This window comes from Corynebacterium ureicelerivorans (assembly GCF_000747315.1).
Lineage (GTDB): Bacteria > Actinomycetota > Actinomycetes > Mycobacteriales > Mycobacteriaceae > Corynebacterium > Corynebacterium mucifaciens.
The window spans coordinates 1-22,962 of the sequence record NZ_CP009216.1 but is presented as its reverse complement, the minus strand read 5'-3'; the positions used below and the strand labels follow the sequence as shown (position 1 = coordinate 22,962).

The window sequence follows — 22,962 nt, the reverse complement described above, 5'->3', positions numbered from 1 at the left end:
CTTGTGTTTCGCGGGGCGGTCAGTCCTCCTCGACCGGCCAACCATCCTCCCCCAACTCCTCCTCCTCATCGTCACTACACCACAGGTCGAGCAGCGCGTGCGCTATGAACGGTGCCTCCTCTATCGGGATAGCGACAGCAGCGCCGGTAGCATGCTCCCCCTGCTTCGCCTCAATGATGATGAAGTCACCTAGCGCGTCCTCGGTGGTGCTGACGTCGAACCAGGTGTCCGTGGTGTCGTACATGCCGCTTATGCTCGCTAGGGTTCGGGAGCGGTCAGCATTGCGCGCCACAGGTGACGCGACGAGTGCACCGCGTAGCGGGCGGCGTCCACGTGGTCATCGTGCTCCTTCACGGGCTTGTCCTCCCCACGCTCCGCCGCCTTCGCGTCCCACACGTAGGTCGGTAGCTCGTCAAGCAGGTGAGCGCATGAGGCGTGCACCTTCAGCTGCCCGGCCATGAGCAGGCTGTCCAAGGTGCGGATACCGTCAAGCACCTTGTTGTCGGCCCGGTGGGTGGTGAGCCCGCGTCGTAGTAGCTCCTCACGGAAGCTGGCCGCGGCAGGGTCGGCGTACATGTACTGCGGCCAGTGCGGGAGCGTCGCCGTCCACTCCTCAAAACTGGTCGCCAGCTCGAAGTCTGTGGCACGCCGGGTCGGGTTGGGTGACCATTCGTTGTGCAGGTACAGGCGGTAGGTGTCTTGCCCGTCCTCGACGCTGCGCCCCAGGGATAGGGCGTACCCTGCGGTGGGGTGCTCGGTGCCGTAGTCCACGCCGACGCTGAACGTTTGCAGCAGCTCGGGGAGTTCCTGCACCGTCATGGTGTCCTCGTCCCAGCCCTGGAACACCGCCCCTTCGGCGGCAACCCAGCGCCCAAGAATGAACCGCTGGTAGAACACTCCGGTATACAGGGCCTTCTGCCGCTCGACGTACTCCGCCGGCAACCCGGGGTTGTCCGCCATCGTGAACGTCGCGTGATAGGTGTCCGTCTCGTCCGGGCGCTGAATGTAGTCCGTGAGCAGGTAGTGGCGCTGGTTGCCCGGGTTGGTGGTGATGAAGCACTGCGCCCCCTCAACACGTAGGCGGGTGAGCAGCATGGTGAACACCTCGTGCGGCATGAGTGTGCCCTCGTCCACGAAGGCGTAGCGGATGGTCATGCCCCGGATACGGTCGGACGCCTTGATCGTGCCCATGCCGATAACGTGCACGGTGCGCCCGAACATGAGGGCGGTGTCCGCGTTGTGGTTGTAGCGCACGTGCTCACGGAACGGTGCGAACAACGGGTGCGATTCGATAAGCGAGAAGACGTTACGGTACACCGACGGCAGGCTGTACCCCATGATGACAATGTCGCCCTCCGCCGGGGCGTTCTGAATCTTGTGGAGCATGAGCAGCAGCCAGGTGAACGTTTTGCCACCGGACACACTGCCGTCCCACACGTTGATGAAGCGGGTGGAGTGCGCCCACGCCTGCTTCTGCTTCGGCGACAGAGTAACTGCCACGGGCTACTCCTGCTCGCCAGCTGCCTTCTCGAGCGCGGCCACCTCCGCGGCTACCGCCTGCGCCAACGTGTCGAGCTCGGAGACGCGCTCCCCCTTCACCTCGAACTTCACCGCCGCATTCAGGCCCAGCAGCCGCGCCCGCTGCTCCGACACCTTCAGTACCTTCTCCCCCGCTTTGAACGCCCGCTCGTGGTCTTCGCGCTGCAACATGTCCGGCAGGAACCGCTGGTACACGAGGGCGAGGCGGTCAACCTCCTCCATCACGAATTCCTCAACGGTGGGTTTGAACGTCGCGTCTATCGCGTCGCGGTAGTCACGCCGCACCTGCGATTCGGATACCCCGAGCTTGCCGGCAATCTTCTCCATCGTGAGCCCCTGCCGGTGTTTCATCTCAACGACCTTTTGTGCGCGCTCGGCGCGTTCTGGGGTCATGCCGGTGGGGTATGCGGGCATTGGGTTCTCCTGTGCTGTGGTTGTGTGTTCCGCCCCCTTCTGTGCGCCTGGGCGGGTCAGGGCTTTACCTGCTGGTTTAGGTGGTGTCGGGGTACCGTGTGGCTACTGTCCAGGTGCGGGTGTGGCCGTCGTTGTTGGGGCCGGTGAAGGTGTGGAGCACCCCGTCGGGGTAGTGGGTGGCCGTGTGTTCGTCCGGCGTGTGGAGGAAGCTCTGCACGTAGCAGTCCACCACTTGGCGGGCTTCTTCCATGAGGTGTTCGGCGTGTTCCATGTCCACCCCCACCTTGTTGAGCATGTCGCGTACTTGGTCGGTGCTGTACCAGCCGGGGCCGTGCAGGTTCACCCCACCATTGCCCGCTGGCAGCGGCCCGCCGTGGTCGTAGCGGGGGTCGCGGGGGTGGCACATGGTGCAGCGCCCGCACACGTCGCACTCGTCGGCTGCGGGGCAGGTGATGTTCCCGTCACTCATGCTTCGCATGGTGCGTCACCTGCGGGTGCGGTCAGGCTTGCTGGTGAGGTGCCATGCTCCGCAGGGGCAGCGGTACACGCGGGTGGGGAGGTGCTTGCCGGGGCGGGGTTGTCGCCATTGCCGGCGCAGTGAGGCGTGCGCTTCACCGCGGTTGGGGTAGGCGTGCTTGTTGGGGGTGGGGCAGTTCTTCCCGAGGCTGGCTTTGCTGGCTGCGCGCTCGCGGGATATGCGCTTCTGACGGGCCGTGCGGGTCATGCTCCCGCCCCGTGGTCGAGGAGGTGTTCCAATGCCTCCTCGGGGCTGTCGAACCCGCGGGTGAAGTCCTGCCATTGCTCGTGCAGCGGGGGCAGCAGGTGCAGAGTGACGGTGGCCATGCCCGGGTAGGGGAACTCGTCCGGGGCGTCACCCTCCGGTTCTGGTTCTGCGTCGGCGGTGAGGGCTTCGAGCGCTTCCAGGTCGGCCTCACCCCACCCGGTGCCGTCGAACACATCCAACGCTTCTAGTTCCGCTAGAAGCGCGACGTGGTCGTAGGAGGCGAGGTCACTAGACCTGTTGTCGGTGAGTGCTAGGCGGCGGGCCTGCTGCTCGTCCAGGTGGACGATATGCACCCACACCACGCCCCACCCTTCGTTCGGGTGTTCCTCGTTGAGTTCCCGCATGGCCTGCACCAGGTGATTCCCCGCCAGAACGATGCAACCGTCCTCGGTGTCATTCACCACCGCAGGGCGGTACTGCCCATGCTCCAACAAGGAAGCCTTAATCAGGGTCACGTCGCCGTTGCGCGGGTTCCCACGGTACGGGTGAAGGTCACCCACCGGCAGGGTTGTTCTCGTCTCCATACCGGGGCATGGTGCCCCACCGGGCCACGCGGTCAGGCGACGGTGAACGAGCGGCCCGCTGCTCGCACCACCAGGGGAAGCGATGAAAGCAACGGGCCGAATCGGGGTTAGGGCCCACCCCACGGCGAAACCTACCCCACAAGCGAAGACCCCGCCATACAAACGTAGAGGGCGGGGTTCGCGTACCAGCTAGTCTACCGGGCCACTAAACCTGCGCTTCGCACTCTCCATAATCCGCTGCTTATCCGTCTCCGATAATGTGCCCGCTCGACCGCTAGCCCAGTCAGGGAATAGCCGCTCTGTCCGCACGTTTATCGCCGCCCCCGCAGCATTTACGAAGTCCACCAGGGCGCGCACATCACCCTCGAGCCATGAGGCCTCCCCCGCGTTGTCGGCGGACTCTACAACCACCTTGCCGTTCGCGTCCACCACAACGTCCGCTGCCGTGTCCCGCCCGTCCCGGTACAGCACGCCCTCGTAGCCGTCCGTGTCCGGCTCCGGGTACACGCGCAGGCCTTCCAGGCCGGTGGTGGAGGGCTTCGGGCGCACTATCCGCCACGGGGTGGGGTGCGCCTCCAAATAATCACTGATCCGCCAGAAATTACTCATTCCACGGTTTCCCTTCCTGCGGGTAGTGCTCCCGATACCAGGCCAACTCGCGGCGTTCCTCCGCCCGCGCACCCCGCGCATACGTGTTCTCCCTGGCGCGGTACTTCACCCGCTGCTCCTTCATGCACACCTTGCAGGTGTACTGGTGCCCGTCCGGGGAGGAAGTAAGACGGTGGAACTCCGACAACGGCTTCTCCCGATTGCAAACGTTGCACACTTTCGTCGCCATGCCCCCACGATACGACCTAGCTACCTGTGGAACCATACCCACCTTCACCGCGTTCCGTGTTGTCCAGGTGCGCTACCTCTACCCACTCCTCGCGGTCGCACGGCACAACCACCAGTTGCGCAACCCGTTCCCCACGCTTAAGGCGCGCATGAATACGGCCTGTGTTCCGCAAGCACACCTTCACTTCGCCGCGGTAACCCGCGTCAATCACCCCGGTGCCGTTGGCCACGTCAAGGCGACGCTTCACCCCGAGCGACGAGCGGGCGAACAGTAACCCCACGTACCCCTCGGGTACTGCGACGCGAACGCCGGTTCCGAACACGCGGGACACGCCGGGACTGATCACGTCCGTCTCCCAGTCAGTGCCCTGCCCTTCACCCGTATCAATCGACCACGCGGTGAGGTCAACGCCAGCGTCCGTGGGATGCGCCCGCTTCGGGGTCGGCACATCCGGGTGCACCTTCGAGAACTCAATCATGCTGCTTGCTCCTTTGCTTTCCTGCGACGCTCACGCCGGCGCCTGTTTACTTCGTCACGGTTCTGCGCGTTCCACAACCGGCTCCTGCACGCGTTGCACAGCCCTGTGCTGCGGAACGGCTCCAGGCCGTGACACACCCGGCAATGCGTAACCCCCGGTTTCTCCCGCAGGTCGTCAATGTCGTCCCACCACATAGGCACCGGCCAGCCACCGCGCATAGCAGCCGCAGTCGCGGTGCGCACCGGGTCGGCGGCGTGCTCCCGCCAGTACCGTTCGATTACCTCGGCCCTGCCGCGGGCTATCCACTCGCCCTCCTCGTTGACGATGAAGGACACGGTGGACGTTGGGAGGCCGGTTCCCTTCGCAATGTCGCGCCCGGTGTGGCCCGCGGCCTGCAGGCTCTGCAGCCGGCGCCGGTACGGCCACACCTCAACGCGGAACGGTTCGGGCTCGAGCTCGCGCAGCGCCAGCAGCTTCTCCGCGGTACTGCGGTGCATGGTCGGGTTGTGCGCGATTCCGAGAATCGTGTTCTCGGCAAGCCCGGATTCGCGGGCAATAGTGCGGTTGCTCCACCCGGCGCGCTTCAGCTCGGCAATGAGCACCCGCGAGCCCTCGGTGGACACAAGGGGGTGCTGAAGACCCTTTACCTCCGCATGCTTCTGGCAGTACGGGTAGCCCGGTTTGCGGGCGCGGTTGGGGCACCTGCCGAATCTGCCGGTCGCTTGGCACTGGCCCTTCTCCTTCCCCATTAGAACTCCCAGTCCGAATCTGTGGTGTCTTCGGCCTTGCCCATGACGTAGCTGCTGCCGCTGCCGCTGAAGAAGTCGTGGTTCTCATCCGCATTGGGCGACAGCTGCGCCATAATCTCAGGCTGCACCTGCGTCTCGTCGGCGGGGAACAGCGCCTCGTATCCGAGGTTGTTCAGCGCCTTGTTCGCGTTGTAGCGGAGGAACACCTTCACGTCCTCGGTGAGGCCCAGTGGGTCGTAGATCGCCTCGGTGTAGTCGCATTCGTTCTCGTACAGGTCGTACAGGAGCTCGTACACCATCTCTTTGACGGCGTGCTGGCCCTGCTCATTTTTGTCCTGCAGGTGCCGCTGGAACTTGTAGCCGATGTAGTAGCCGTGAACGGCCTCGTCGCGGATAATCAGGCGGATTATGTCGGCGGTGTTCGTCAGCTTCGAGTGGCTCGCCAGGTGTAGCGGCCAGAAGAACCCGGAGTAGAACAGGAAGGATTCGAGAATGGTGGACGCGGCCTTCTTCAGCGCCGGGTCGCTTCCTCGGTAGAACTCCTCCACGCGCTCCGCCTTGTACTGCAGCTGCTTGTTCTCACGCCCCCACCTGAACGCCCGGTTGATTGCCGGGGTGTCTGCCAGCGTCATGAAGATGTTGGAGTACGACTTCGCGTGCACGGATTCCATGAACGCGATGTTGGTCAGTACGGCTTCCTCGTGCTGGGTCTGCGCGTCACCGATGAGGGAGACGGATCCCACGGTGCCCTGCAGTGTATCCAGCAGCGTCAGGCCCGTGAACACGCGCATTGTCACTTCGCGCTCGGCGTCCGTAAGCAGGTTCCAGGACGGAATGTCGTTCGATACGGGCACCTTCTCCGGCAACCAGAAGTTGCCGGTGAGGCGGTTCCACACCTCTAGGTCTTTATCGTCAGGGACGGTGTTCCAGTTGATGGGTTCAATCATGCTGCTGCCTTCCTTTTGATTCGTGCGGTGTAGCCTTCTGCCTCCCATTCGGCGGCTACGTCAACCGCCGCGTCTTGGGTGGTGTAGTCCCTGCCGTCGACGGGGAGCCATTCGCCCCAGGCGACGCCGCCGTTGACGCCACCAACCCAGATTTCGGTGATGTAGTCGTTCACTTCTCCTCCGGGAAGATGGTCGGTGCAATGGTCGTGAGCTGGTCGCGCACCATGCCCATGACCTCTTGCATTTCCGCGTCCGCGTCCGGGGCGGTGCGGCGCTCGATTACTTCGTGCCATGCGCGCAAGTTGCCGGTGACCACAATCCGCGTTTCGGTCATGTTCGGGAGCGCGGCGCGGGCGGCTTCGCGGACCTGCTTGCGGGGCAAGCCGTCGTCCGTGAGCACGTCCACGATGGTGCTGTAGTAGTGGGAGGTTTCGCGCTCGAGTTCGAGCAGTACGTCCTCCTCGCCGCGCATGGCGGGCGGCACCACAATGTCGGCGCGGCCCTCGTCTACGAAGCGCTGGGAGAGTTGGCTGTACGACAGGTGGCGGTGGCGGATTAACTCGTGGGTGAAGGCGCGGGACACGCCGGTGATGTAGAACGTGGCGGTGGCGTGCTCCGCAATGCTCCAGTGCTTCTGCTCGAACAGTGTGCGGCGTAGGTAATCGGCGGTGGTGGCCGTGGCCGGGTTCGGGCGGTTGAAGCTCTGGTAACAAGCCCTGCCAGCGAACTCGGTTATGTACTCCGCGTGGGCGGTGCCCTGTTGGGGTTCAAGCCACTCGGCGGCGTGGGGGGCTGTATCCAGCGTTCCGTCCAGTGTGGTGACAGTGGTGTGGGCAATGAGGGTCACGCCGGGTTCGGCGATTCTGGTCATTGGTTGTTCTCCTTCAGTCGGTTGATTTCGCGGTTGATGTACCAGCGGGCCTTCTCCAGGTCTTGCAGCACGTCGCCCTTCACCCGTCCGTCGACGCTTCCGGCGCGGGCCAAATACTTAGCCGCATTGCCGCAGTTAAACGTGAGGTTCTCCGCAATATCGATGACCTCCGCACCGTTGCTGAACCCGGTGTAATGCTGCGGGTGGTTCACAGGGTCACTCACGGGTCACCTCGCTAGCGATCTCCACTGCGGCGACCCGCATTTGCCGTGCCATTTCCGCTGCCGTGGTGGGGGTTAGCCGTAGCCGTCCGCCGTCCCACGCGACGCACACGTAGCCACCCTCGCGTTCAACCTTGATTTCCTTGAGCTCCATCATTGGTTCGCCTCCGAGTAGTCGGCGGACCCAAGCAAGGCGTGGGCGAAGTCGCGGGCCTGTTCAATGCTCATGTAGACCGACACCTCGTCGAATTTGCCGAGAGAGAACTCCACTTCCCCGAACCAGGTGCCGACGAGGATGCTGTCATCGTCGTAGCGCTCGGGATCGTCGTGCATGTTGATGATGGTGCTGCGTACCGGCACTTCTATGCTGGCGTAGTCGGATTTCAGGGTCGGTAGGTCTGGCGCGAGTAGGCCCGCGTCTGCGAGGTCTTGCGCGATACATTCCGGTTCTCGGCAGGGGTCGAACCCGTGGGCGCGGATTACGTCGGCTGCGCGGTCGATAGTGCTCATTCGGTGTCTCCGTTCAGTAGGCCGGTGAGTGCGCGGGCTACGGATTCGAGGTTGCTTGCGACGGCTGGCGCGTCCGGGCTGTTGAAGTCCCGGCACATTGCCGCGGCGCTGGTGCACGTGTCGCGCTGCGCTTCGATTCCGTCGCGCAGGCGGATCAGTTCGTGTGCGAGGTCTAGCCATGTGTAGCGGGTGGTGGCGGCTGCGCCCTGCTCCATCTCCGCGACTAGCTCCCGCAAACGGTCGTAATCAATGCTCATTGGTGTCTCCGTTCAGTAGGTCGGTGAGACGCTGCTCTGCTTCGAGGTAGGCTTCCCGCCGGGGGACATTGGGGGCGTATTCCGCTTTTTCTCCGAGGTCATCGGCAACCTGCTTCACCCCGTCCCGCAAGCGCAGTAGTTCGCGGGCGAGGTCGATCCAGATGTAGCGGGTAGTCGCCGCCACACCCTGCTCCATCTCCCCCACCAGCTCCCGTAGCCGGTCGTAATCAATGCTCATGCTTGTTCCCCCTCGTCTCGTGTGGTGCCGTCTGGGTGGTGGGTGCGTCCGTATTCGTCTACGACCCCGATTTTGCAGTGTGGGTGCGCGACGAGGAACCGGGCCGTGTGGAGACGGAAGTAATCTTCGGGGATCATGCCGTCGCGCCAGGCGGCGGCGATCCGGTCGCGGTTGTCGAGGTCGGCCCAGATTTGCTCTAGGTCGTGTAGGTGTTGGCCGGATTCATCGTCGTTTTCGATTGGCGGGTTGTGCGATTCGCACCGCAAGTACAGATACGTGCTCATTCGTGTTCCTCCGTCTTGGTGGGTGTGAGTTTGTAGCGGCTTGTCCCCGGATTCCAGCCGTAGGTGCCGCAGTCTGGGCAGCGGACGTTTTGCCAGCGGTGGCCGATCCTGCGTGCCGCTTCCTCCGCCGCGTCCCCATAGCCGTCGGGGAGCGGGAAGTCATGCAGCCGGTGGGGGCACTCGTCACGGGTGGTGCCCACGCCGGTTTCCCCTCCACACAGTCGAATGAATGTGGTCATGCTTCCTCGGTTTCGTGTCGGTTGTTGGGGGTTGGTTGGTATTCCCAGCCGGGTTGCGCGCCGATTAGTGGCGGGAGCATGGGGTCGGGGTAGTGGCGGCGGCGTTCAACCACACGGAGCCAGCGCCAGCCGTGGTTGCGGGTTTCCACGGGGCGCCACGCGAACCACCGCTGCCACGGGCCGTAGGTGCTGCTCATGTGTGTTCCTCCTGTTCTGCGAGGGCGAGTAGCGCGAGTGCGAGGGGTTTTGGGCCTTTGTTCCAGTTGTCTTGCGCCCAGTAGTTGGCGCTGCTGTAGTTGGCGTACAAATCCCCGTTAATGTCTTTATGTACCGACTTCTTTAGGTCGTGGTTCCTGGGCAGCACGACTTCGCGGGTGCGGGCCATGCGGTCGGCGTAGGCGACGGCTTCGGCGTGGTGGTGGAACATGCGGACACACGGCACGCTCGCGTCCACCACCGTCTGCGGTCGCAGTGAGTGGTAGTCCCTCGGGTAGGCCAGCCACTTCCTGCTGTAGATGTGCTGCTTCACTTCCCAGCGGCTCATTCGACTACCTCCGGCTCCCCCACCAAGCGGCGGACAATGCGGGTTTTAATGTCCGGGTTCATGCACTTGAGTAGGGCCACCATTTCAGCGGCTTCGTCGTGGGTCGGTCGCCAGTCGTACATGTGTCTGTAATCACCGTTGTCGTCGATGCCTGTCTGCACCGCGTACTCGTAGTGCATGCTGGCGACTAGTTCCGCGAGTGCGGGGGTGGCTTCTACCAGCGGGGCGTACTTCGCGGCCACGGTCACGGGGCGTTGCCCGTCCCCCGCTTCTTGGCGTGCCGTGTTGAGTAGCTCGCGGGCCTTGTCCGGGGTGATGTTGGTGGTCACTTGCCCCACCCCCAGCGCAGCACCTGCCGCTCCGTGCCTGCCATCTCGCGGTCGGTAAGCCGGGTTTTAACCTTGCGCCAGGCTCCGAATTGGTTCTTTTGCCATGCAAAGTAATGGGATTCCGCGACTACGGTTCCGGCGGGCGCGTTCGCGTAGTCCTGCTCGGTCACCAGCGTTTCCGGGTGGGTCGGTTCTTCCGGCGCCCCTACCTCGCGCAGTTCGTACCGCTTCCCGTTCGGGGTGATGGTCTTCGGGGATTCCAGCACCGGGCGACCCAGGCCCATCTGGTCTACGTCGCAAACACGGATATTTCCATGCAATTTATCCAGCATGACCACCTCGTGCCCATCAGCGTCTACAGCCCCGGCCAGGTAGTGCTTCTCGTCGTTCCACTCCACGTCCGCCATCGTCAGTGGGTCTGTGGTGGCCATGATGTGCTCGCGAGCAGCCTTAGCGGCACCCGTCAGGCTGTTCGGGTTGCGGGATTCAGCCCACTCACGGGCTAGGCGTGCGGTTTCGTTACTCATTGGTGTCTCCGTTCCGGTAGGGGTCGGTCGCCAGCTCGTAAATCAGCAGGCCCGCGAGGGCGTAAACAACCGGGAGGATTGCGCCGGTGCCGGCCATGATTACGGGCACCGACAGGGCAGCGAGTGCCGCGATAATGAGGAAGATGATTGCGCGGTTGGTCATGGCTAGGCCCCCTGCAGGATGTCGTGGAGGGAGCGGGCGGGCGCCACATCGTCGGCGGTGTCGCGGACGATGTTCAGCGCGAGGTTGAGGCCGGGCAGTTCCGCTGGGGTGGCGGTGGTGCGGGCTTCTTTGAGGCGTTGTTCTGCCATGTCGAGGGCGCGTAGGCCTTCGTTGTTCCCGTGGTACATGACGGGGTTCCTTTCTCCGCGTTGCAGCGCGGTCTATGTGGTTGTGCGGGCCGGTTGGCCCTGGTGCCCGTGGCGGGGGCTTGAACCCGCCTGCCTGCCTTGTCGGGCTAGTTGTCGCCGCGGACGTCGGCTACGACGTCCCAGAAGTCCATGCCCTCGCGCTCCACGAGCTGGCCGTCCTCGTTCCATTCGGTCATGCGGTGGGCGACTTCCTGCGCTTGCTCGCTGGTGAGCTCGACATCTCCGAGGCCCGGGGTGATGTTCTGCTCGATGTAGTCGGCGGTGGTGGCGTAGGTGGCCATCTTGTGTCCTTTCTGGGGTTGCAGCCCCTCTGCTCTTTGTTTGTACCCCTAGTTTATTACACACTTTGTCATAATGTCAAAGGGAAACCGAAACGCCCTCCGGCTCACCCAAAACCTGCAGGTAAACCCCCTCACACCCCTTCTCTACCAACGAAATCGCACACGACGATTCAGTCACAATCCACCAGCAGTCATCCTCAACAACACCCGCGTCCACCAGCCCGTCAATCGCAGGCTTCAGCGTCGCAGTGATGTTCTCCCGGTCACGCCGACGCCGGTCAGCCACCAACCACACCAGCCGCACCTTCGCCGTCCCCAACCGCGGGATACCCGCCTGCCGAGCCAGCAGCGCCGACGCCTCCCGCACCGCCTTCTGCTTCTTCGCCCTAGGAGCCCAATGCTCGCGGTCATTGAGCGACAGCGGCGGCTTCACCCACGGCAACTTCAAGTCCCACTGCGTCACGCCAGCGCCTCCCGCTCAAACAACGAGAACTGGATAACCACCTCGCGGTCACGGCGGGGCGGGGCCGAGTGGCGCTTCCGGTCAACCTGCTTCCGCAGCCCCACCCGTACCTCACCATTAGCCCGGGCCCGAGCCAACTCCTCGTTGTACGCCTTACGGCAGTTCGTGCAGAACCCCCGCCCCCGGTGCATTGCGTACCCGTCCGGCACACGGTCACGCGTCCACCGCACCATTGGCGTGCCGCAGCTTTTGCACCTGTCCCCTGCCTTCGCCCGCGGCGTCACCTCGACGGCAGGGGGAAGCTCCCCCGCCCGGGCCGCGAGCTCCATAGCTGCGCGCTGCGAGCCGTCGCAGTACACCCCGGCCTGGATCACACCGACCGCGGGGTGTTGGTTGCTGAAGTCGATACTTGAGCCGGCTGTCAGCGCCTGCTTCGCGCACTGGTTGATGATGGGGCACTCTTCGCAAATCTGTATCGCACGCACTGTCGATGGTGCGTCACGGCCAGCCGGGTTGGTAAACAGCTCCCGGTCTTGGTATGTGCATTTCGCGCCTTCCACATCGGCCACACTAACACCATCGGGTGTGTATTGCGAGCGGTTTCAGTTCCCACCCGCAATGAGGGTGAGCACGCGGGAGAGCTCCGCGACGTGGGAGGGTTCTAGCTCGATGGTTTGGCCGTTGACCTCTATTTCGTAGGCGGTGAAGGTGTCCTTCGGGTCGTGCGCCCTGGTGACTTTGCAGGGCGCACCAGGCGGGGTGAGGGCTGTTGTCTCAATCATGTTAGGAAGTCTGCTCCGGGTGGTTATGCGGTCGGCTCGGTGCCGTCAATGGTAGAACACATTTGCGACGTACACGAACACACGTTCTAATTACATGGCCGGGGATAGCGTTGCAGCACTACCCCAAAACTCCCCTTCTCCGTGAAACCAACTACGACACGGAAACGAACGGAGCCTCAACCCCCAGCCGTCGTCGGATAAACTCAACCCCCGCCGGCTTCACGTACGTTGTGTGCTTCAAGAACTCCCGCCCGTCCGCGTTAACATACTTGTGCGGACGAACCAGAAAGTAGCGCTCATACTGCCGGTACGGGGTGTTGTACAGGTGCCCCGACGGGATAAGCACTCGTTCCTTCCGTAGCCTGCGGAACAACTCGTTTTGCCCCATGCCCAGCATTTTCGCTACTGCACCCATGTAGTAGGTGCCGTCGGTTCGCATGAAACTGTCGAACGCCTCTGCCTTGGGGCGCGCCTCGTCCGCTTCGGCTTCCGCGACGTGGGCACGCGCCATTGCAGCCTCGGAGAGTTCCACCGCTTCGGCCTTCTCGGCCTCCAGGCGCTCCATCTTGGAGTTGGCCACCATGAGGGCACGGGAGAGTAGTTCCTCGTCCGTGAGTTGTGCGGGTTGCTGCGTTTCGGCCTGGCGGGTGCGGGTGGCGAAGTATGCCTGCGCGGACGCGACTTCCGGCTTGTTAGGGTCGCCGTTCATGGCGACGAGGTACGCCGCGAACCGGGTTAACTCGTAGTCCTCTTGTGGACGGCCCGCGGTCTTTTTACTAGATCGGATAAAAAGGCTGGTAACGTCCATTTTTTGGTTGTGCGCTGCCTTAATGGCGCGGTTCAGTGCGTTCTCGAAGTTCTGCCACTTGCGGTAGCCCATGAGTTGGGCGAGGTCGCGGGCGCTCCAAAACTCGGAGCCGTCCTCGCGCTCCTGGCGATACACGTCAAAAGGGGTGGGGGATTGTTCTGCCCCTGCGGGTATGACAAACTGACCCATGATTCAACTCCTTATTAGTTGAGTCCACGCCACGGGGTGTTGGTAGCACCGCCGTGGCCCAAAAATATCGGGCACCAGGTCTAAGTGACCTAGTGCCCTTTAACTTACCCGACCCTTGCCATTTTGTCAATGGTCAGCGGTCGCCAGAAACAATCCGGCTCACCCACGCTGTTGAACGACCCAACCGGCGCGCAATCTGCCCACGGCTCACTCCACCGTCTACGGCTCGCTGGAACTCCAAACGGCGTGCAGCCTTAGCAGCCTCCACCGCGCCTTCGTAGTCCTGGTGCGCCTCAACGGCAGCGGCCAACAGCTCGTCATGCTCACTGTCCACTACTGCCCCGCAAGAACTAGCTTCAAACCATTCACGCCCTGCCCTTGAATAAGGTGAGGGCAACCCGTAGCGGTAGCTGCTAAGAACGCCGGGGTCACCTTATCCTCCGGTACGTCCTTCACCTGGGCACGAATTGCAGATTCCCCCTTGGCGCGGATTGTCTCAAGGGACTCTGACTGTTCCTGTTCCGCGTACCCGCAAGACAAAATAACGACGCTGCGGAATGTATCGTTTGACAGCCCTACAGACTTCGCACCCTGCTCCATGAGCCAATCATGGGTAGGTTTCGCCTGTTCATCTACTGGGTCTTTGTACTCGTAGGTGCTGGTGGCTGGCTCTGCGTCCTCGTCGGAGGTGTCGCCGCACGCGGTGAGGGTGAGCGCGGTGGCCGCGGCCAAAGCTGCAATTTTCTTATTCATGGGTTCCGTCTCCCTTGTTGTTTTCTGTGTTCCCGCCGTTACCTTACCCGGCGAGCGTTCCTAGAACGGCGGCTCCGGGTCGCCGCCGCCGAACCCGCCCGTGTCGCCGGTCGCGCCGCCCCACGGGTCATTCTGCGGCGTCTGGCCGCTCTTCTGCCCCCAGCCACCCTGCTGCTGACCCCCGCCGCCATTCGACTGGTTGCGGTTCACCTGCGCGGTGGCGAACTTCAGCGACGGAGCCACCTCGCGCACGTTCACCTCAAACACGGTGCGCTGCTCCCCCTCCTTCGTCTGGTAGGAGCGCTGCTGCAGCTCGCCGGTGACGTTCACCCGCATGCCCTTCTGCAGGCTGTTGGCCACGTTCTCCGCGGCCTCCCGCCAGATGTTGCAGGTGAGGAACGTGGTGTCGCCGCCCTCCCACTGATTCGTCTCCTTGTTGAACCGGCGGCTGTTGGCAGCGACGCGGAAGTTCGCCACCGCAGCGCCCGAAGGGGTGTAGCGCAGCTCCGGGTCTGTGACCAGGGTTCCGCCCTCGATGTTGATGTTAGGAAGTGCCATGTTTCCTGTTCCTTGCGTTGAATTCGTCTCGGTTGAGTTTCAGTTTCGTCTCCGCGTCTCGGGCGTGCGTTGGGCACAGCCCGAAGTACGCTCCTAGCCGGTCGTGGGGGTCTATGAACCCCGTGCAGCGGCTGTACTGGCAGTGCCCTACTTGGTGCCTACCCATACGGCGTTCACCCCTCCGTGGCGCTTCGGCTGCGTCGAGCAGCGGTATCCGGTCTTGCGGATAATCCCGCGGCGCGACCAGGCCATGAGGAGGCCTCCGTATGCGTTCGGGGTTGTGGGGTCGCCGGCCTGGTCGAGGAGGCGGCGTAAATCGTCGGCGGTGAACTCACGCCCGGTGTTCGCCAGGTAGCCCATAGCCCGGTCTGCTGCGACGTGCCAGCCGCGGTGCACAGCAATGTTGGCGTAGTAGGCGGCTTCTGCCGGGTGCGTTTCGCCCCACAGCGGGTCTTGCGTGCCCATCATGCCGACGGTGCCCCCGGGAAGGCGCGGAGGTAGCTTTGTGCCTCGCGCAGTTCCGCGACCGCTTGGTTCAGCTTCGCGTGGACGTACGGCTTGTCGAGGCCGGCGTCTTGGTAGCTGTGCAGCGCCTCGTAGCATTCCTCGAGCGCGCCCGTGAGTGCGCCTTCGAGGTTGCCCAGGGCCGTGAAGGTGGGCAGTTTCATTGTGGTGTCCTTTCTCCGGTTGCAGCCGGTCTTGTGACGTTGGTGAGGGGCGCAGGGTCGCAGTGCCGCTCCCGCGACGGTGGGAATAGTGCCGTCGCATTGCCCGTGAGCGGGTACGCCCTTGCGCGGTGCTGAAGTACGCCAAAACGCACCACCGCCCCTGCGTGCCCGCCTGCGGGGTTGAACCGCAGCGCACCCGGTGAAGGGCGCGGGCCCGGCGCGGGCTACCTATTCGATTGTGTGGTGTGCCAGCCGTCGGCACGAGGCGCAGTATCGCCCGGCTCCGGTGGCGGTCAGGACTGGGAGGGGTAATTCTCCTGCACCCAGTCCTCATCCCATCCGATGTTCTCCCGCTCCATGTAGTAGCTGGTGGTGGAGGGGTAGACGGTGTACTTGACCTCGCCGTTGATCAGTCGGTGGAACGCCTCGCGCTCTTGGTCGTAGCGGGACCGCTTCTCCCGAATCTGGCGGTTAATCTCGTCGCCGTCGGCCACACGGCGAATGGTTGTTCCGTCCACCTCGGCAAGCGGGTTCTCGTGTGCTGCAGCCACCAGCGTCTTCCACAGGTCGAGCAGCTCCGGAGTTTCCAGCACCAGCTGGTTCACCGTGAACAGCTGCGCGCCCTCAACATTGCCCCAGTAGGGCTTCACGTCGTCGTATGAGCGGGGCGGGTTGGTCTTCGGCAGCTCGTCTAGCGTTGCGCCGGCGTACTCCGACATGGGGGCGGATTCTGGCTTCTTGGACATGGTGGTGTCCCCTTCCTCCGGGTTGCAGCCCGGTCTAGTAGTGGTGGCGGTGTTGCCACCTCGTGCGCGCCCCGGCCTCGAACCGGAGAGGGTTCCACCCGCGCTAGTTGTACGCCAGGGCGTTCAGGCACTCCTGCGGCAGCAGCACCCACGCCACGTCGAGCACCGCGTTCCAGAACTCGACCTGCATTGCAGCCTCCATCACTCGCCCTCCTTCCCCATCAGCCCGTACTCGGTCATGTACCCGGCGAGGGCCTGGTTCGCCCGGGACGCCGCGTCTGCCAGCGCCTCCCATGCCCGCAGTCGCTCGTCGTACGGAGCTACCCGGGCGGCGCTCTCCAACGCCCGCTTCGCGTCCATGCCGGCACCGAGCAGGGCGCGCTCCATGCGCACCCGGTCGGCTTCCTGCGCTTTGCTGTTCACTACCGCTCCCACCCGTCGAGCGTGTCCACCTCGGGGTCACGCGGAGCCTCGGGGCCGGCCAGCAGGTCGTAGGCGAGGCGCGCCGTCTGCAGGACTGCCCCGACGCTGCGCACGGTCATGACGCGGATCGTTTCGGTGTTCCCGTTGTCCTCGTTGCGCAACGTGATGGCGTGGCACCCCGGGTCGAAGTCGAGGGTCGCGGTGAGGTTCTCGTACGCGAGGTGGTCACCCACCCTCCGCCAGTGCTTTGCGATGTGGGGTGCGCGTTCGAGCAGCATGTCCATCGTTGTGTTCCTTCCTCGGCGTTGCAGCGCCGTCTTGGTGCGGGGCGGGTGCCCCTAGTGCCCGTGGGGAGGCTCGCACTCCCCTGCCTGCTGGTCGGGCTGATTGCCGGCCCGGAGGCTGGCGGTTGCGGTTAGTCGAGCTCGAGGGCCAGGTTGTCGAGGGCGTAGGCCAGGTCGCGGAGGAACGCAGGGAGGGCTGAGCCGTCGGCGTACATAAGCTCTTGGACGGTGTCTTCGAGGGATTCCTTCAGGGTGGTGCTGAACTCCCAACCGTTCTGCATGGCCATCTCGGTTTCGAGCTTGTCGACGATGTTCTGTGCGGTGAGGTTGTCGGCGGTGGTTTTCATCGCGGTGTCCTTTCTGGGGTTGCAGCCCCTCTTTCGTTGTTGCCCTAATCCTATTCCATAGTTTGTAATAATGTCAAACGTACAGGTCAAACACGCTTTACAACATCCTTCACCGCGTCCAACACCGCACCCGACACCACAGGCCGCGATTCCAGCACCGGCCTTGCGTGCCCACGCACCTCACCAAACCGGCCCTCCGACAGCTCCCGGTCACGCTGCACCCGCCGCGCCTCACGGTGCGCAGCCAGCAGCTCACGCTTCACCGGCTCGGATTCCCACCGCGCCAGCACAGCCCGCGCAGCCTGCTTCAGCTCCCGCGGGGTACACATCCGCTCCCCCGCAATCTCCACGGCCCACACACGCACCGCCTCCGGCCACACGCCCTTCGGCACGCTGATAGACCCGAGCACGTCGGCCCACACGGCCACCACCTGCTCCGTGGGGCGCGGGAACCGGTCAGGTGCCAGCGCCTTGCCGTAGGTAATCACGTTGCCGGCAAGCTCAATCTTCTCCTCGGGCGTCACCGCTCAAGCTCCTTCCACTCGTTGCCCTGGCGCTGCTGCTGCATGCGCTGAATCATCTGCTGCGCCACATCATTCGCCGTTGGCTGATAATCGCCGCGCTGCCCCACGTCCGCGCCGAGCGTTTCCTCGTCCTCCCAGCGCCCCTGGTTCAACCAGGTGGCCGGGTACGGCAGCTTGTCCTTGCTGCGCCCCTCGACGCGCCAGGAACGCACCGAACGCTCGACACCGGCCAGCAGCTCCTCCCGGGTCGCCCCGTCTTTGCGGGCCCGCTTGTACGCCCTCTCCGCGTCCTTCTTCCCCACCTTCCGCGGATAGGTCGCGTACCAGTCCGCGAAGTCCTCCGCGAGGCTCGGCACCGGGACGGCCAGCTCCCCCTGCCCCCCTTGGGGGGCTTGGGGGGAAGTTGGTGTTCTACCTAGTGTTTTATCTTGGTCTTCTATGTAGGTATTTTTTACCTCCGGCCCGTGGGTAATTTTTACCTCCGGCCCGTGGGTAATTTTTACCTCCGGCTCCCCCTCACCGTCGGTATTTTTTACCTCCGGTTGCCACGTCACCAAACGCTGCTCACGCAGCCGGTAGTCATTCCGCCCAAACTTGCCAGGCTCCCCAGGAACCGGGACACGCTCAACCAACCCCAGCTCCTCCAAGTCATTGATCGCTTGCGTGACCGTCTTCGGGGTCACACCGAGCTGCTCGGCCATGAGCTTCACCGTCACTGGGAAGTCAGGCCGGTGCGTGAGCAGGTTCCCCAGCACCGCGACCACACGCAGCGGGAACCCGGAACGAAACAGGGCGTTGGGAATCGTCGCCCAGTTCTCGTCAATGGAGCCGTCACGATAAATCGCCACCTACGCAGCACCTCCCACCGGCTGGTTGTGCTCGTCCAGGTAGCCGGCTGCGCGTAGCTCCTCCAACGCGGTATCCACCGTGCGCCACGTCAACCCGGTCAGACCCGATACCTGATTCACCGTCAACCCTTGGGGCCACCGATTCGCGGCCAGCACCGCGTACACCTTCAACGCCCGTGGGGGCATGGCCGACAAGTCAGCGGGTATACCTACCTGCCTCATTACTGCACCCCCTCGGCTTTCTCGTAGCCACCGCCCGGGGTGAGGTACACCCAGCCCCGGCCCGGTACTTTCATCGGCTTATACGCCGGGTCGCCGGTGTAGTGGCGCGACACCACGGCCCCCACGTCGCGCCCCGCCTGCGGGGAGCGGTGCGTCAGGTAGTCGTGGCAGGCGTGGCACGCCGCGCAACCATTCCCGATGGTGTGCGGGTTGCGCGACGCCCCCCGCGACTGGCGGTGGTGAAACTCCTCCGCCCGCCCGGTGCAGACACCGGGGAATCCGACCTCACACCGGCCCCCGTTGCGCATCATCACCGCCGCGTACACTTCCTCCGGCACCCGCCCGTTCTTCGCGGGTTTGCGCTTCATGTAGGAACGCTTCATCGTCCGTGCTTTTCCTTTCTCCGTGCTTCAAAATTGGGGTTGCAGCCCCGTCTAGGTGTTTGGCCTGGCGCGCCGTTCCCACTCCTGCAGGTGCCTTAGGAGCACCTGCACTGTCCCCGCGCTCAACGCCTCCGTAATGGCCTCGGACAGCTCCCGCGACGGCAAGTGGGTAATGCACCAATCGATAACCCGCACCGCCTGGCGGTCACGCCAGCTAAGGGCGCGCAGGCTAGGCTTCGACAAGCTCACCCTCAACCACCTCCCCGTCGAGTTGGTCTTGCACGTTGCGCTGCGCCCGGTGGCTAATCTCCGCTTGCACAATCTCCACCCGCTGCGTGTCCTTCATGCGCTGGTAGTACACCAGCCCCTTCTTCAGCGCCTCGTCGGACTGCTCGGTAGCCTTGCGAGCGAACTCCGCCAGCTGCTCTGCCGTCGCCTCCTGCTGCGGCTTCTGCTTCGGCTGTGGATTATCGGCTAGTGAATCGTCCTGCACCGCCTCGCGGAACGTCGCCGGCGCGGTATTCGCCCCCACCCCCATCGTCTCCAAAAGCTTCACCACGGAGAAGTCGTTGAACGTCCGCTCCTGCCCGGGCTGCAGCTGCAACGCCGGAACCGTGGTAGCGATCTTCGTCATTGTCCAGGTGCGGGGTTGACGGGCCTGCACAATCACCTGCACCCGGTACGGCAAGCGCTTCTGCGCCTGAATCTTCCAGTCCTTCTCCTTCGTCGGCCTGCCCTCATCGTCCATAAGCGTGACCTTCTCCAGGCGGGCGGTGCCGATCACCACACCCGGGAATCGACGCAGCTGGCCCATCACCCCCTCCCAGGTGTCGCCAGCCCGGTTCCACAGATCCATGTCAATACGAATGCCACCCTCGGGAATCTTGCGCCCCTTGCGGGTGGCGCGCCGGTTTGCCTCGGCCTGCGCATTCTCCGTGATCAGCTCCCACAATTCGGTGAGCGAATCGAAGATGAGCATGTTGTTCTTGCCTTCAGCAGCGGGGTGCGCCGACGCCCACGCAATCGCCTCACGAATCATCCCCACGGTGCCGTCATGCTCGATGATTTCAAAGTCAGCACCCGGAACCTGCCCGTATTCATCGGCCATGCCCTCGCCAAGCTCGATGAAGAATGCCCTGTCGACCGATTCCATGCCGGTTGCTTCGACAGCGGCCCAAGTTTTACCTCCACCCTCGACGCCGGCGAGGAGGATAAACGGCCATGAGGTCTGCCCGGTGGGTTTCCTAGTGGTGATGGTCATTGTTACTTGCCCTCCTCAATCTCGCGGAACGCTGACTGCGCCAGCGCGTCCTTAATCGGTTCCATCTCGCGCTCGAACGCGGCCTTCGCCTGCGCGCTGCGCCCCTTCGCCACTGTGAATCGCGGGCTCGAGGCGTCCTGAATCTCCCAGCCCAACGGCAGCTCCTTGCCCCCGCTGAACTCCCAGCCCTTCAGAACCTCCTGGCAGACTTCCTTCTCCACCTCTGCGGTCACGGACGGCACCAGCAGGTCTTCGCGGCCTGCGGCCTCGACCAGCTTCACGATTTCCGCGGCTTCCGGTGTGCCGTTGGCCGGCAGCATGTCCTCGACCTCGTGGCCGTGCTCGACGGCGTAGCCCAGCAGCACGGAATCATCGTCCGGCACCGCCTTCTTGTTCGGGGTGGACATGGACACGGTGCCAATCTTCACGCCGTTGTCGTTCTTGATTTCGGCCTTGTCGCCGGGTTCGTACTGCGCGGCGAGCTCGGCGGTTTCGTCTTTGTGGACGGCGTACAGCATGTCGAGCACGAACTTCTGCTTGATGAGGCGTGCTGCGCGCTCGTTTTTGGTTAGTTGCCCCTGTGTGGCGGGGTGGTTAGGATTAGAGGTGCTCATGGTCTGAATTCCTTTCTCCGTGAGCGTCTTTGCCCGGTTGGTGTTGCAGCGCCAGCCGGGCCTTCGTTTTGCCGGGTTGCAGCCCGGTGTACGCACTCTGCGGTGTGTACTGGTATGCACTCTAGTACACAGTTTGTAAAAAAGTCAAACCTAGTGCGATACGCTAAAACCCATGACACCCAACCCGCCCCCACAATGGCTCCCCGGGCGCATACTCCAAACCGCCCGAGAACAGGCGGGACTGTCTAAACGCCAAGCTGCCCTCAACGCCGGAATAACCCCCACGTTCTACAGGCGCATAGAAGACGGCGGGCACCTTATCAACGGCGAGTTCACACCCGTCAACCCCTCTGTGGAGAAGCTCACCGCCGCCGCTAAAGCAGTCAGCGCAGACCCCCACGCGGTTCTCTCCGCAGCCGGCTACAACCCCGCCGACGTGCAAAGAAAGACCCTCCACAGCAAGGTGGAGGGTCTACCTGACCGGCTACTACCAGCCGCGCTGAACCTTATCGAGCAGCTGGAACGCTAGGCCCAGCGTTTCGGGTCGCTGAACATCCTGTCGAGGTCTGCCGGGTCGATACGCACCATCCTTCCTGAGCGTCGGGCCGGTAGGTCGCCTGACCGGATACGCCGGTCAATCGTGCGGACATTGCAGCCGACAATGTCCGCGGCCTGCTGTCGAGTGAGCAAGGTTGCAGCCATGCTTCACGGTTCCTTTCTCCGTCTCCTAGTGTCTACTAGTGGACACTACAGTACACACTACCGGAGGGTGGCGCTCACCCGCTCCATGAGCTCGTCCGTACGCCCGGAACGCACCTTCATGTACACGTCGAGGATGGTGGAAACATCATCCTGCCCCAGCAGCGCGCCTATCTCCTTCAGGTGCGCGCCCTGCTCCGCCAAGCGGGTAATCAGCCAGTTCCTCCCGGTGTGAGGGTTGATACCCGCGTCGACGCCGGCCCGCCGCTTCACCCGGTTCAAGATACTGCGGTAGCTGGTGTCCATCACCATCTGCCCCGTCGCGGTGCGGGTGAGCAGCACCATTTTGCGCGTCCCACGGTCAGTCTCTACCAACGTGGCCAACCCGTCATGCGCCCATAGGTGAGCGAGGAACAGCGGGGCGTCCGCGTCCATGATGGGTATCGTGCGCCTCCCCGCGGACGTCTTGGGGGTGGACATGACCACCATCCGGGTTTTCCCGTCGATGGTGAGACGCTGCGCGTTCTGCCGTACCGCCACGGCGACTTTAGGGAGCCACGGCACCGGGCGCGGCGTCACCGTCACATCCTCCACCTCCACCGCTATAGCCTCACCGATACGCGCCCCATGATGAAGGATGAGCGACGTCAACGGCTTGTACGCGGCGTCCATGTGGTCGAGTATCGCGGCGAGCTCCCAGTCCTCCGGCAGGTACTTCTCCTGCGCCTGTACCCGCTTGCCGGCCTCCCGTACTGCCGCGGGGTTCGCGTCTATCATCTCGCGCCGGACGGCTTCTGCGCACGCGGCTCGAAGTCGCTTGTAGGCATGCTGGTTCGTTGTCTTCGCGTCGGGGTAGGCGGCTTGCAGGCCGTCCCACCACTTGTACACGTCCGCTGTTGTGAGGCGGGTGAGGGGAATGTTTTTCAGCCCCACCACCCGTGGGTCACTGTCCCCGGGCGGGAGTGGGGCGAGAATGCGGTTGTGTACTTCCCTCCGATAGCTTTGCAGCGTCGACGGCTTCAGCCGTGACGTCAGGATTTCGAGGTAGGTTTCCAGCCATTCCCCAACGGTTATGCCGTCCGCCTCCGCCTTGGCTGCGCGGGTTGTGGGGGGCTCCCATGCGTCGAGGTCGATTAGGCGGCGTTCGTGGGCGAGCCAGCCCTCCGCGTCGCCCCGGGTTGCGAAGCTGTGGCCGGGGGTGTGGCGTTTGCTGTCGGGGCCGGTGTATTCGGCGTAGAAGCGTGTCCGCTTTTTGGTGATTTTGCCCCAGGTTCTTCTCCGGGCCATGCGTTCCCCTTGCGTTCCCTTCCGTAAGTCGTTTCATGTCCGCGTGTGTCTACTCGTGTCTACTATGGAATAGTGCCACACGCTGCGGAAACGAAAGAATCCCCAGGCCAACAATGACCTGGGGATTCCCCTCGGTGGAGCCGCCGGGAATTGAACC

At 63.7% G+C, this 22,962-nt stretch carries 48 protein-coding genes; 1 reads left to right on the top strand and 47 read right to left on the bottom strand.

What is annotated here, in order from left to right:
- Positions 1 to 19: 19 nt before the first annotated feature.
- The 45 genes from CUREI_RS11360 to CUREI_RS11155 all read right to left on the bottom strand — a co-directional run bounded on the left by CUREI_RS11360 (position 20) and on the right by CUREI_RS11155 (position 20,819).
- Entirely contained in the window at positions 20 to 244 is a 225-nt protein-coding gene (locus tag CUREI_RS11360) for a hypothetical protein (protein ID WP_038610277.1), read from the bottom strand.
- Between the two features lie 14 nt (positions 245 to 258).
- Positions 259 to 1,500: a PBSX family phage terminase large subunit gene (locus CUREI_RS11355; RefSeq protein WP_038610273.1), complete on the bottom strand. Its 1,242-nt coding sequence runs from the start codon at positions 1,498 to 1,500 to the stop codon at positions 259 to 261.
- Between the two features lie 3 nt (positions 1,501 to 1,503).
- On the bottom strand, positions 1,504 to 1,953 hold the full coding sequence (locus tag CUREI_RS11350; RefSeq protein ID WP_038610270.1) for a sigma factor-like helix-turn-helix DNA-binding protein: 450 nt from the start codon (positions 1,951 to 1,953) through the stop codon (positions 1,504 to 1,506).
- Positions 1,954 to 2,029: 76 nt separating this feature from the next.
- Positions 2,030 to 2,422, bottom strand: coding sequence for a hypothetical protein (locus CUREI_RS11345; RefSeq protein ID WP_038610267.1), 393 nt, complete (start codon positions 2,420 to 2,422; stop codon positions 2,030 to 2,032).
- A gap of 251 nt (positions 2,423 to 2,673) precedes the next feature.
- Positions 2,674 to 3,261: a ParB N-terminal domain-containing protein gene (locus tag CUREI_RS11340; RefSeq protein ID WP_144242397.1), complete on the bottom strand. Its 588-nt coding sequence runs from the start codon at positions 3,259 to 3,261 to the stop codon at positions 2,674 to 2,676.
- A 189-nt stretch (positions 3,262 to 3,450) separates the two neighbouring features.
- A complete protein-coding gene (locus tag CUREI_RS11335; protein WP_038610264.1) occupies positions 3,451 to 3,870 on the bottom strand; it encodes a hypothetical protein in 420 nt (139 codons plus the stop codon).
- Positions 3,863 to 4,099: a hypothetical protein gene (locus CUREI_RS11330; RefSeq protein ID WP_038610261.1), complete on the bottom strand. Its 237-nt coding sequence runs from the start codon at positions 4,097 to 4,099 to the stop codon at positions 3,863 to 3,865. Before CUREI_RS11330 ends, CUREI_RS11335 begins: the two co-directional genes overlap by 8 nt.
- A gap of 16 nt (positions 4,100 to 4,115) precedes the next feature.
- Positions 4,116 to 4,577, bottom strand: a complete 462-nt coding sequence (gene dut / locus CUREI_RS11325) for a dUTP diphosphatase (protein ID WP_038610258.1) — start codon at positions 4,575 to 4,577, stop codon at positions 4,116 to 4,118.
- Positions 4,574 to 5,326, bottom strand: coding sequence for a hypothetical protein (locus tag CUREI_RS11320; protein ID WP_038610255.1), 753 nt, complete (start codon positions 5,324 to 5,326; stop codon positions 4,574 to 4,576). Before CUREI_RS11320 ends, dut begins: the two co-directional genes overlap by 4 nt.
- Positions 5,326 to 6,273: a class 1b ribonucleoside-diphosphate reductase subunit beta gene (nrdF, locus tag CUREI_RS11315; RefSeq protein WP_038610252.1), complete on the bottom strand. Its 948-nt coding sequence runs from the start codon at positions 6,271 to 6,273 to the stop codon at positions 5,326 to 5,328. The genes CUREI_RS11320 and nrdF overlap by 1 nt, the downstream gene beginning before the upstream one ends.
- Positions 6,270 to 6,446, bottom strand: a complete 177-nt coding sequence (locus CUREI_RS12490) for a hypothetical protein (RefSeq protein WP_158407447.1) — start codon at positions 6,444 to 6,446, stop codon at positions 6,270 to 6,272. Before CUREI_RS12490 ends, nrdF begins: the two co-directional genes overlap by 4 nt.
- Positions 6,443 to 7,144 carry an FAD-dependent thymidylate synthase gene (gene thyX, locus CUREI_RS11310; RefSeq protein WP_038610248.1) on the bottom strand — a complete coding sequence of 234 codons (702 nt, stop codon included), beginning with the start codon at positions 7,142 to 7,144 and terminating at the stop codon, positions 6,443 to 6,445. Before thyX ends, CUREI_RS12490 begins: the two co-directional genes overlap by 4 nt.
- On the bottom strand, positions 7,141 to 7,368 hold the full coding sequence (locus tag CUREI_RS11305) for a DUF3310 domain-containing protein (protein ID WP_038610244.1): 228 nt from the start codon (positions 7,366 to 7,368) through the stop codon (positions 7,141 to 7,143). Before CUREI_RS11305 ends, thyX begins: the two co-directional genes overlap by 4 nt.
- A complete protein-coding gene (locus tag CUREI_RS12485) occupies positions 7,361 to 7,522 on the bottom strand; it encodes a hypothetical protein (protein ID WP_158407446.1) in 162 nt (53 codons plus the stop codon). The genes CUREI_RS11305 and CUREI_RS12485 overlap by 8 nt, the downstream gene beginning before the upstream one ends.
- Positions 7,519 to 7,875, bottom strand: coding sequence for a hypothetical protein (locus tag CUREI_RS11300; protein ID WP_038610240.1), 357 nt, complete (start codon positions 7,873 to 7,875; stop codon positions 7,519 to 7,521). Before CUREI_RS11300 ends, CUREI_RS12485 begins: the two co-directional genes overlap by 4 nt.
- Positions 7,872 to 8,132, bottom strand: coding sequence for a hypothetical protein (locus CUREI_RS11295; protein WP_038610237.1), 261 nt, complete (start codon positions 8,130 to 8,132; stop codon positions 7,872 to 7,874). Before CUREI_RS11295 ends, CUREI_RS11300 begins: the two co-directional genes overlap by 4 nt.
- Positions 8,122 to 8,370, bottom strand: coding sequence for a hypothetical protein (locus CUREI_RS11290; RefSeq protein ID WP_038610234.1), 249 nt, complete (start codon positions 8,368 to 8,370; stop codon positions 8,122 to 8,124). The genes CUREI_RS11295 and CUREI_RS11290 overlap by 11 nt, the downstream gene beginning before the upstream one ends.
- Positions 8,367 to 8,654, bottom strand: coding sequence for a hypothetical protein (locus CUREI_RS11285; protein WP_051952166.1), 288 nt, complete (start codon positions 8,652 to 8,654; stop codon positions 8,367 to 8,369). Before CUREI_RS11285 ends, CUREI_RS11290 begins: the two co-directional genes overlap by 4 nt.
- Positions 8,651 to 8,893, bottom strand: coding sequence for a hypothetical protein (locus tag CUREI_RS12385; RefSeq protein WP_144242396.1), 243 nt, complete (start codon positions 8,891 to 8,893; stop codon positions 8,651 to 8,653). The genes CUREI_RS11285 and CUREI_RS12385 overlap by 4 nt, the downstream gene beginning before the upstream one ends.
- Entirely contained in the window at positions 8,890 to 9,090 is a 201-nt protein-coding gene (locus CUREI_RS11280; RefSeq protein ID WP_038610230.1) for a hypothetical protein, read from the bottom strand. Before CUREI_RS11280 ends, CUREI_RS12385 begins: the two co-directional genes overlap by 4 nt.
- Positions 9,087 to 9,437, bottom strand: a complete 351-nt coding sequence (locus CUREI_RS11275; protein ID WP_038610226.1) for a hypothetical protein — start codon at positions 9,435 to 9,437, stop codon at positions 9,087 to 9,089. The genes CUREI_RS11280 and CUREI_RS11275 overlap by 4 nt, the downstream gene beginning before the upstream one ends.
- Positions 9,434 to 9,766 (bottom strand): hypothetical protein, encoded by a 333-nt coding sequence (locus CUREI_RS11270; protein ID WP_038610223.1) that lies wholly within the window; start codon positions 9,764 to 9,766, stop codon positions 9,434 to 9,436. Before CUREI_RS11270 ends, CUREI_RS11275 begins: the two co-directional genes overlap by 4 nt.
- Positions 9,763 to 10,293, bottom strand: coding sequence for a hypothetical protein (locus CUREI_RS11265; protein WP_038610221.1), 531 nt, complete (start codon positions 10,291 to 10,293; stop codon positions 9,763 to 9,765). Before CUREI_RS11265 ends, CUREI_RS11270 begins: the two co-directional genes overlap by 4 nt.
- Positions 10,286 to 10,456, bottom strand: a complete 171-nt coding sequence (locus CUREI_RS12480; RefSeq protein WP_158407445.1) for a hypothetical protein — start codon at positions 10,454 to 10,456, stop codon at positions 10,286 to 10,288. The genes CUREI_RS11265 and CUREI_RS12480 overlap by 8 nt, the downstream gene beginning before the upstream one ends.
- 2 nt (positions 10,457 to 10,458) lie before the next feature.
- Positions 10,459 to 10,644 carry a hypothetical protein gene (locus CUREI_RS11260; RefSeq protein WP_038610218.1) on the bottom strand — a complete coding sequence of 62 codons (186 nt, stop codon included), beginning with the start codon at positions 10,642 to 10,644 and terminating at the stop codon, positions 10,459 to 10,461.
- 107 nt (positions 10,645 to 10,751) lie between these two features.
- A complete protein-coding gene (locus CUREI_RS11255) occupies positions 10,752 to 10,946 on the bottom strand; it encodes a hypothetical protein (protein WP_038610215.1) in 195 nt (64 codons plus the stop codon).
- A gap of 76 nt (positions 10,947 to 11,022) precedes the next feature.
- A complete protein-coding gene (locus CUREI_RS11250; RefSeq protein ID WP_038610213.1) occupies positions 11,023 to 11,409 on the bottom strand; it encodes a RusA family crossover junction endodeoxyribonuclease in 387 nt (128 codons plus the stop codon).
- Positions 11,406 to 11,978: a WhiB family transcriptional regulator gene (locus CUREI_RS11245; RefSeq protein WP_051952165.1), complete on the bottom strand. Its 573-nt coding sequence runs from the start codon at positions 11,976 to 11,978 to the stop codon at positions 11,406 to 11,408. Before CUREI_RS11245 ends, CUREI_RS11250 begins: the two co-directional genes overlap by 4 nt.
- A gap of 33 nt (positions 11,979 to 12,011) precedes the next feature.
- Positions 12,012 to 12,191, bottom strand: a complete 180-nt coding sequence (locus tag CUREI_RS11240) for a hypothetical protein (protein WP_038610210.1) — start codon at positions 12,189 to 12,191, stop codon at positions 12,012 to 12,014.
- 151 nt (positions 12,192 to 12,342) lie between these two features.
- On the bottom strand, positions 12,343 to 13,188 hold the full coding sequence (locus CUREI_RS11235) for a phage antirepressor KilAC domain-containing protein (protein ID WP_051952164.1): 846 nt from the start codon (positions 13,186 to 13,188) through the stop codon (positions 12,343 to 12,345).
- Positions 13,189 to 13,321: 133 nt separating this feature from the next.
- The gene (locus tag CUREI_RS11230; RefSeq protein ID WP_038610208.1) at positions 13,322 to 13,522 is read right to left on the bottom strand and encodes a helix-turn-helix domain-containing protein; all 201 of its coding nucleotides are present in this window, start codon (positions 13,520 to 13,522) and stop codon (positions 13,322 to 13,324) included.
- Positions 13,522 to 13,941 carry a hypothetical protein gene (locus CUREI_RS11225; protein ID WP_038610205.1) on the bottom strand — a complete coding sequence of 140 codons (420 nt, stop codon included), beginning with the start codon at positions 13,939 to 13,941 and terminating at the stop codon, positions 13,522 to 13,524. Before CUREI_RS11225 ends, CUREI_RS11230 begins: the two co-directional genes overlap by 1 nt.
- Positions 13,942 to 14,001: 60 nt before the next feature.
- Entirely contained in the window at positions 14,002 to 14,499 is a 498-nt protein-coding gene (gene ssb, locus CUREI_RS11220) for a single-stranded DNA-binding protein (protein ID WP_038610203.1), read from the bottom strand.
- A 147-nt stretch (positions 14,500 to 14,646) separates the two neighbouring features.
- Positions 14,647 to 14,967: a hypothetical protein gene (locus CUREI_RS11215; protein ID WP_144242395.1), complete on the bottom strand. Its 321-nt coding sequence runs from the start codon at positions 14,965 to 14,967 to the stop codon at positions 14,647 to 14,649.
- Positions 14,964 to 15,167, bottom strand: coding sequence for a hypothetical protein (locus CUREI_RS11210; RefSeq protein ID WP_038610200.1), 204 nt, complete (start codon positions 15,165 to 15,167; stop codon positions 14,964 to 14,966). Before CUREI_RS11210 ends, CUREI_RS11215 begins: the two co-directional genes overlap by 4 nt.
- 293 nt (positions 15,168 to 15,460) lie before the next feature.
- The gene (locus CUREI_RS11205; protein ID WP_038610197.1) at positions 15,461 to 15,913 is read right to left on the bottom strand and encodes a DUF7432 family protein; all 453 of its coding nucleotides are present in this window, start codon (positions 15,911 to 15,913) and stop codon (positions 15,461 to 15,463) included.
- Positions 15,914 to 16,114: 201 nt separating this feature from the next.
- Positions 16,115 to 16,336 carry a hypothetical protein gene (locus tag CUREI_RS11200; protein ID WP_038610194.1) on the bottom strand — a complete coding sequence of 74 codons (222 nt, stop codon included), beginning with the start codon at positions 16,334 to 16,336 and terminating at the stop codon, positions 16,115 to 16,117.
- The gene (locus tag CUREI_RS11195) at positions 16,336 to 16,620 is read right to left on the bottom strand and encodes a hypothetical protein (protein WP_038610192.1); all 285 of its coding nucleotides are present in this window, start codon (positions 16,618 to 16,620) and stop codon (positions 16,336 to 16,338) included. The genes CUREI_RS11200 and CUREI_RS11195 overlap by 1 nt, the downstream gene beginning before the upstream one ends.
- A 131-nt stretch (positions 16,621 to 16,751) precedes the next feature.
- Positions 16,752 to 16,967 (bottom strand): hypothetical protein, encoded by a 216-nt coding sequence (locus CUREI_RS11190; protein WP_038610189.1) that lies wholly within the window; start codon positions 16,965 to 16,967, stop codon positions 16,752 to 16,754.
- A gap of 86 nt (positions 16,968 to 17,053) precedes the next feature.
- On the bottom strand, positions 17,054 to 17,491 hold the full coding sequence (locus CUREI_RS11185; RefSeq protein ID WP_038610186.1) for a hypothetical protein: 438 nt from the start codon (positions 17,489 to 17,491) through the stop codon (positions 17,054 to 17,056).
- A complete protein-coding gene (locus CUREI_RS11180; protein ID WP_038610183.1) occupies positions 17,488 to 18,339 on the bottom strand; it encodes a MarR family transcriptional regulator in 852 nt (283 codons plus the stop codon). The genes CUREI_RS11185 and CUREI_RS11180 overlap by 4 nt, the downstream gene beginning before the upstream one ends.
- The gene (locus tag CUREI_RS11175; RefSeq protein WP_038610180.1) at positions 18,340 to 18,561 is read right to left on the bottom strand and encodes a hypothetical protein; all 222 of its coding nucleotides are present in this window, start codon (positions 18,559 to 18,561) and stop codon (positions 18,340 to 18,342) included.
- A complete protein-coding gene (locus CUREI_RS11745) occupies positions 18,561 to 18,944 on the bottom strand; it encodes a hypothetical protein (protein WP_051952162.1) in 384 nt (127 codons plus the stop codon). The genes CUREI_RS11175 and CUREI_RS11745 overlap by 1 nt, the downstream gene beginning before the upstream one ends.
- 229 nt (positions 18,945 to 19,173) lie before the next feature.
- On the bottom strand, positions 19,174 to 20,205 hold the full coding sequence (locus CUREI_RS11160) for an AAA family ATPase (RefSeq protein WP_038610175.1): 1,032 nt from the start codon (positions 20,203 to 20,205) through the stop codon (positions 19,174 to 19,176).
- 2 nt (positions 20,206 to 20,207) lie between these two features.
- Positions 20,208 to 20,819, bottom strand: coding sequence for a hypothetical protein (locus CUREI_RS11155; RefSeq protein ID WP_038610172.1), 612 nt, complete (start codon positions 20,817 to 20,819; stop codon positions 20,208 to 20,210).
- Between the two features lie 172 nt (positions 20,820 to 20,991).
- Here CUREI_RS11155 and CUREI_RS11150 point away from each other — a divergent pair, with 172 nt between their 5' ends.
- A complete protein-coding gene (locus tag CUREI_RS11150) occupies positions 20,992 to 21,348 on the top strand; it encodes a helix-turn-helix domain-containing protein (protein ID WP_051952161.1) in 357 nt (118 codons plus the stop codon).
- On the opposite strand, the gene CUREI_RS12125 is transcribed toward CUREI_RS11150, so the two are convergent.
- Positions 21,345 to 21,521 (bottom strand): helix-turn-helix domain-containing protein, encoded by a 177-nt coding sequence (locus CUREI_RS12125; protein WP_084768136.1) that lies wholly within the window; start codon positions 21,519 to 21,521, stop codon positions 21,345 to 21,347. The genes CUREI_RS11150 and CUREI_RS12125 overlap by 4 nt on opposite strands.
- A 57-nt stretch (positions 21,522 to 21,578) precedes the next feature.
- Positions 21,579 to 22,805 (bottom strand): tyrosine-type recombinase/integrase, encoded by a 1,227-nt coding sequence (locus tag CUREI_RS11145; RefSeq protein WP_038610169.1) that lies wholly within the window; start codon positions 22,803 to 22,805, stop codon positions 21,579 to 21,581.
- Positions 22,806 to 22,962: the final 157 nt, after the last annotated feature.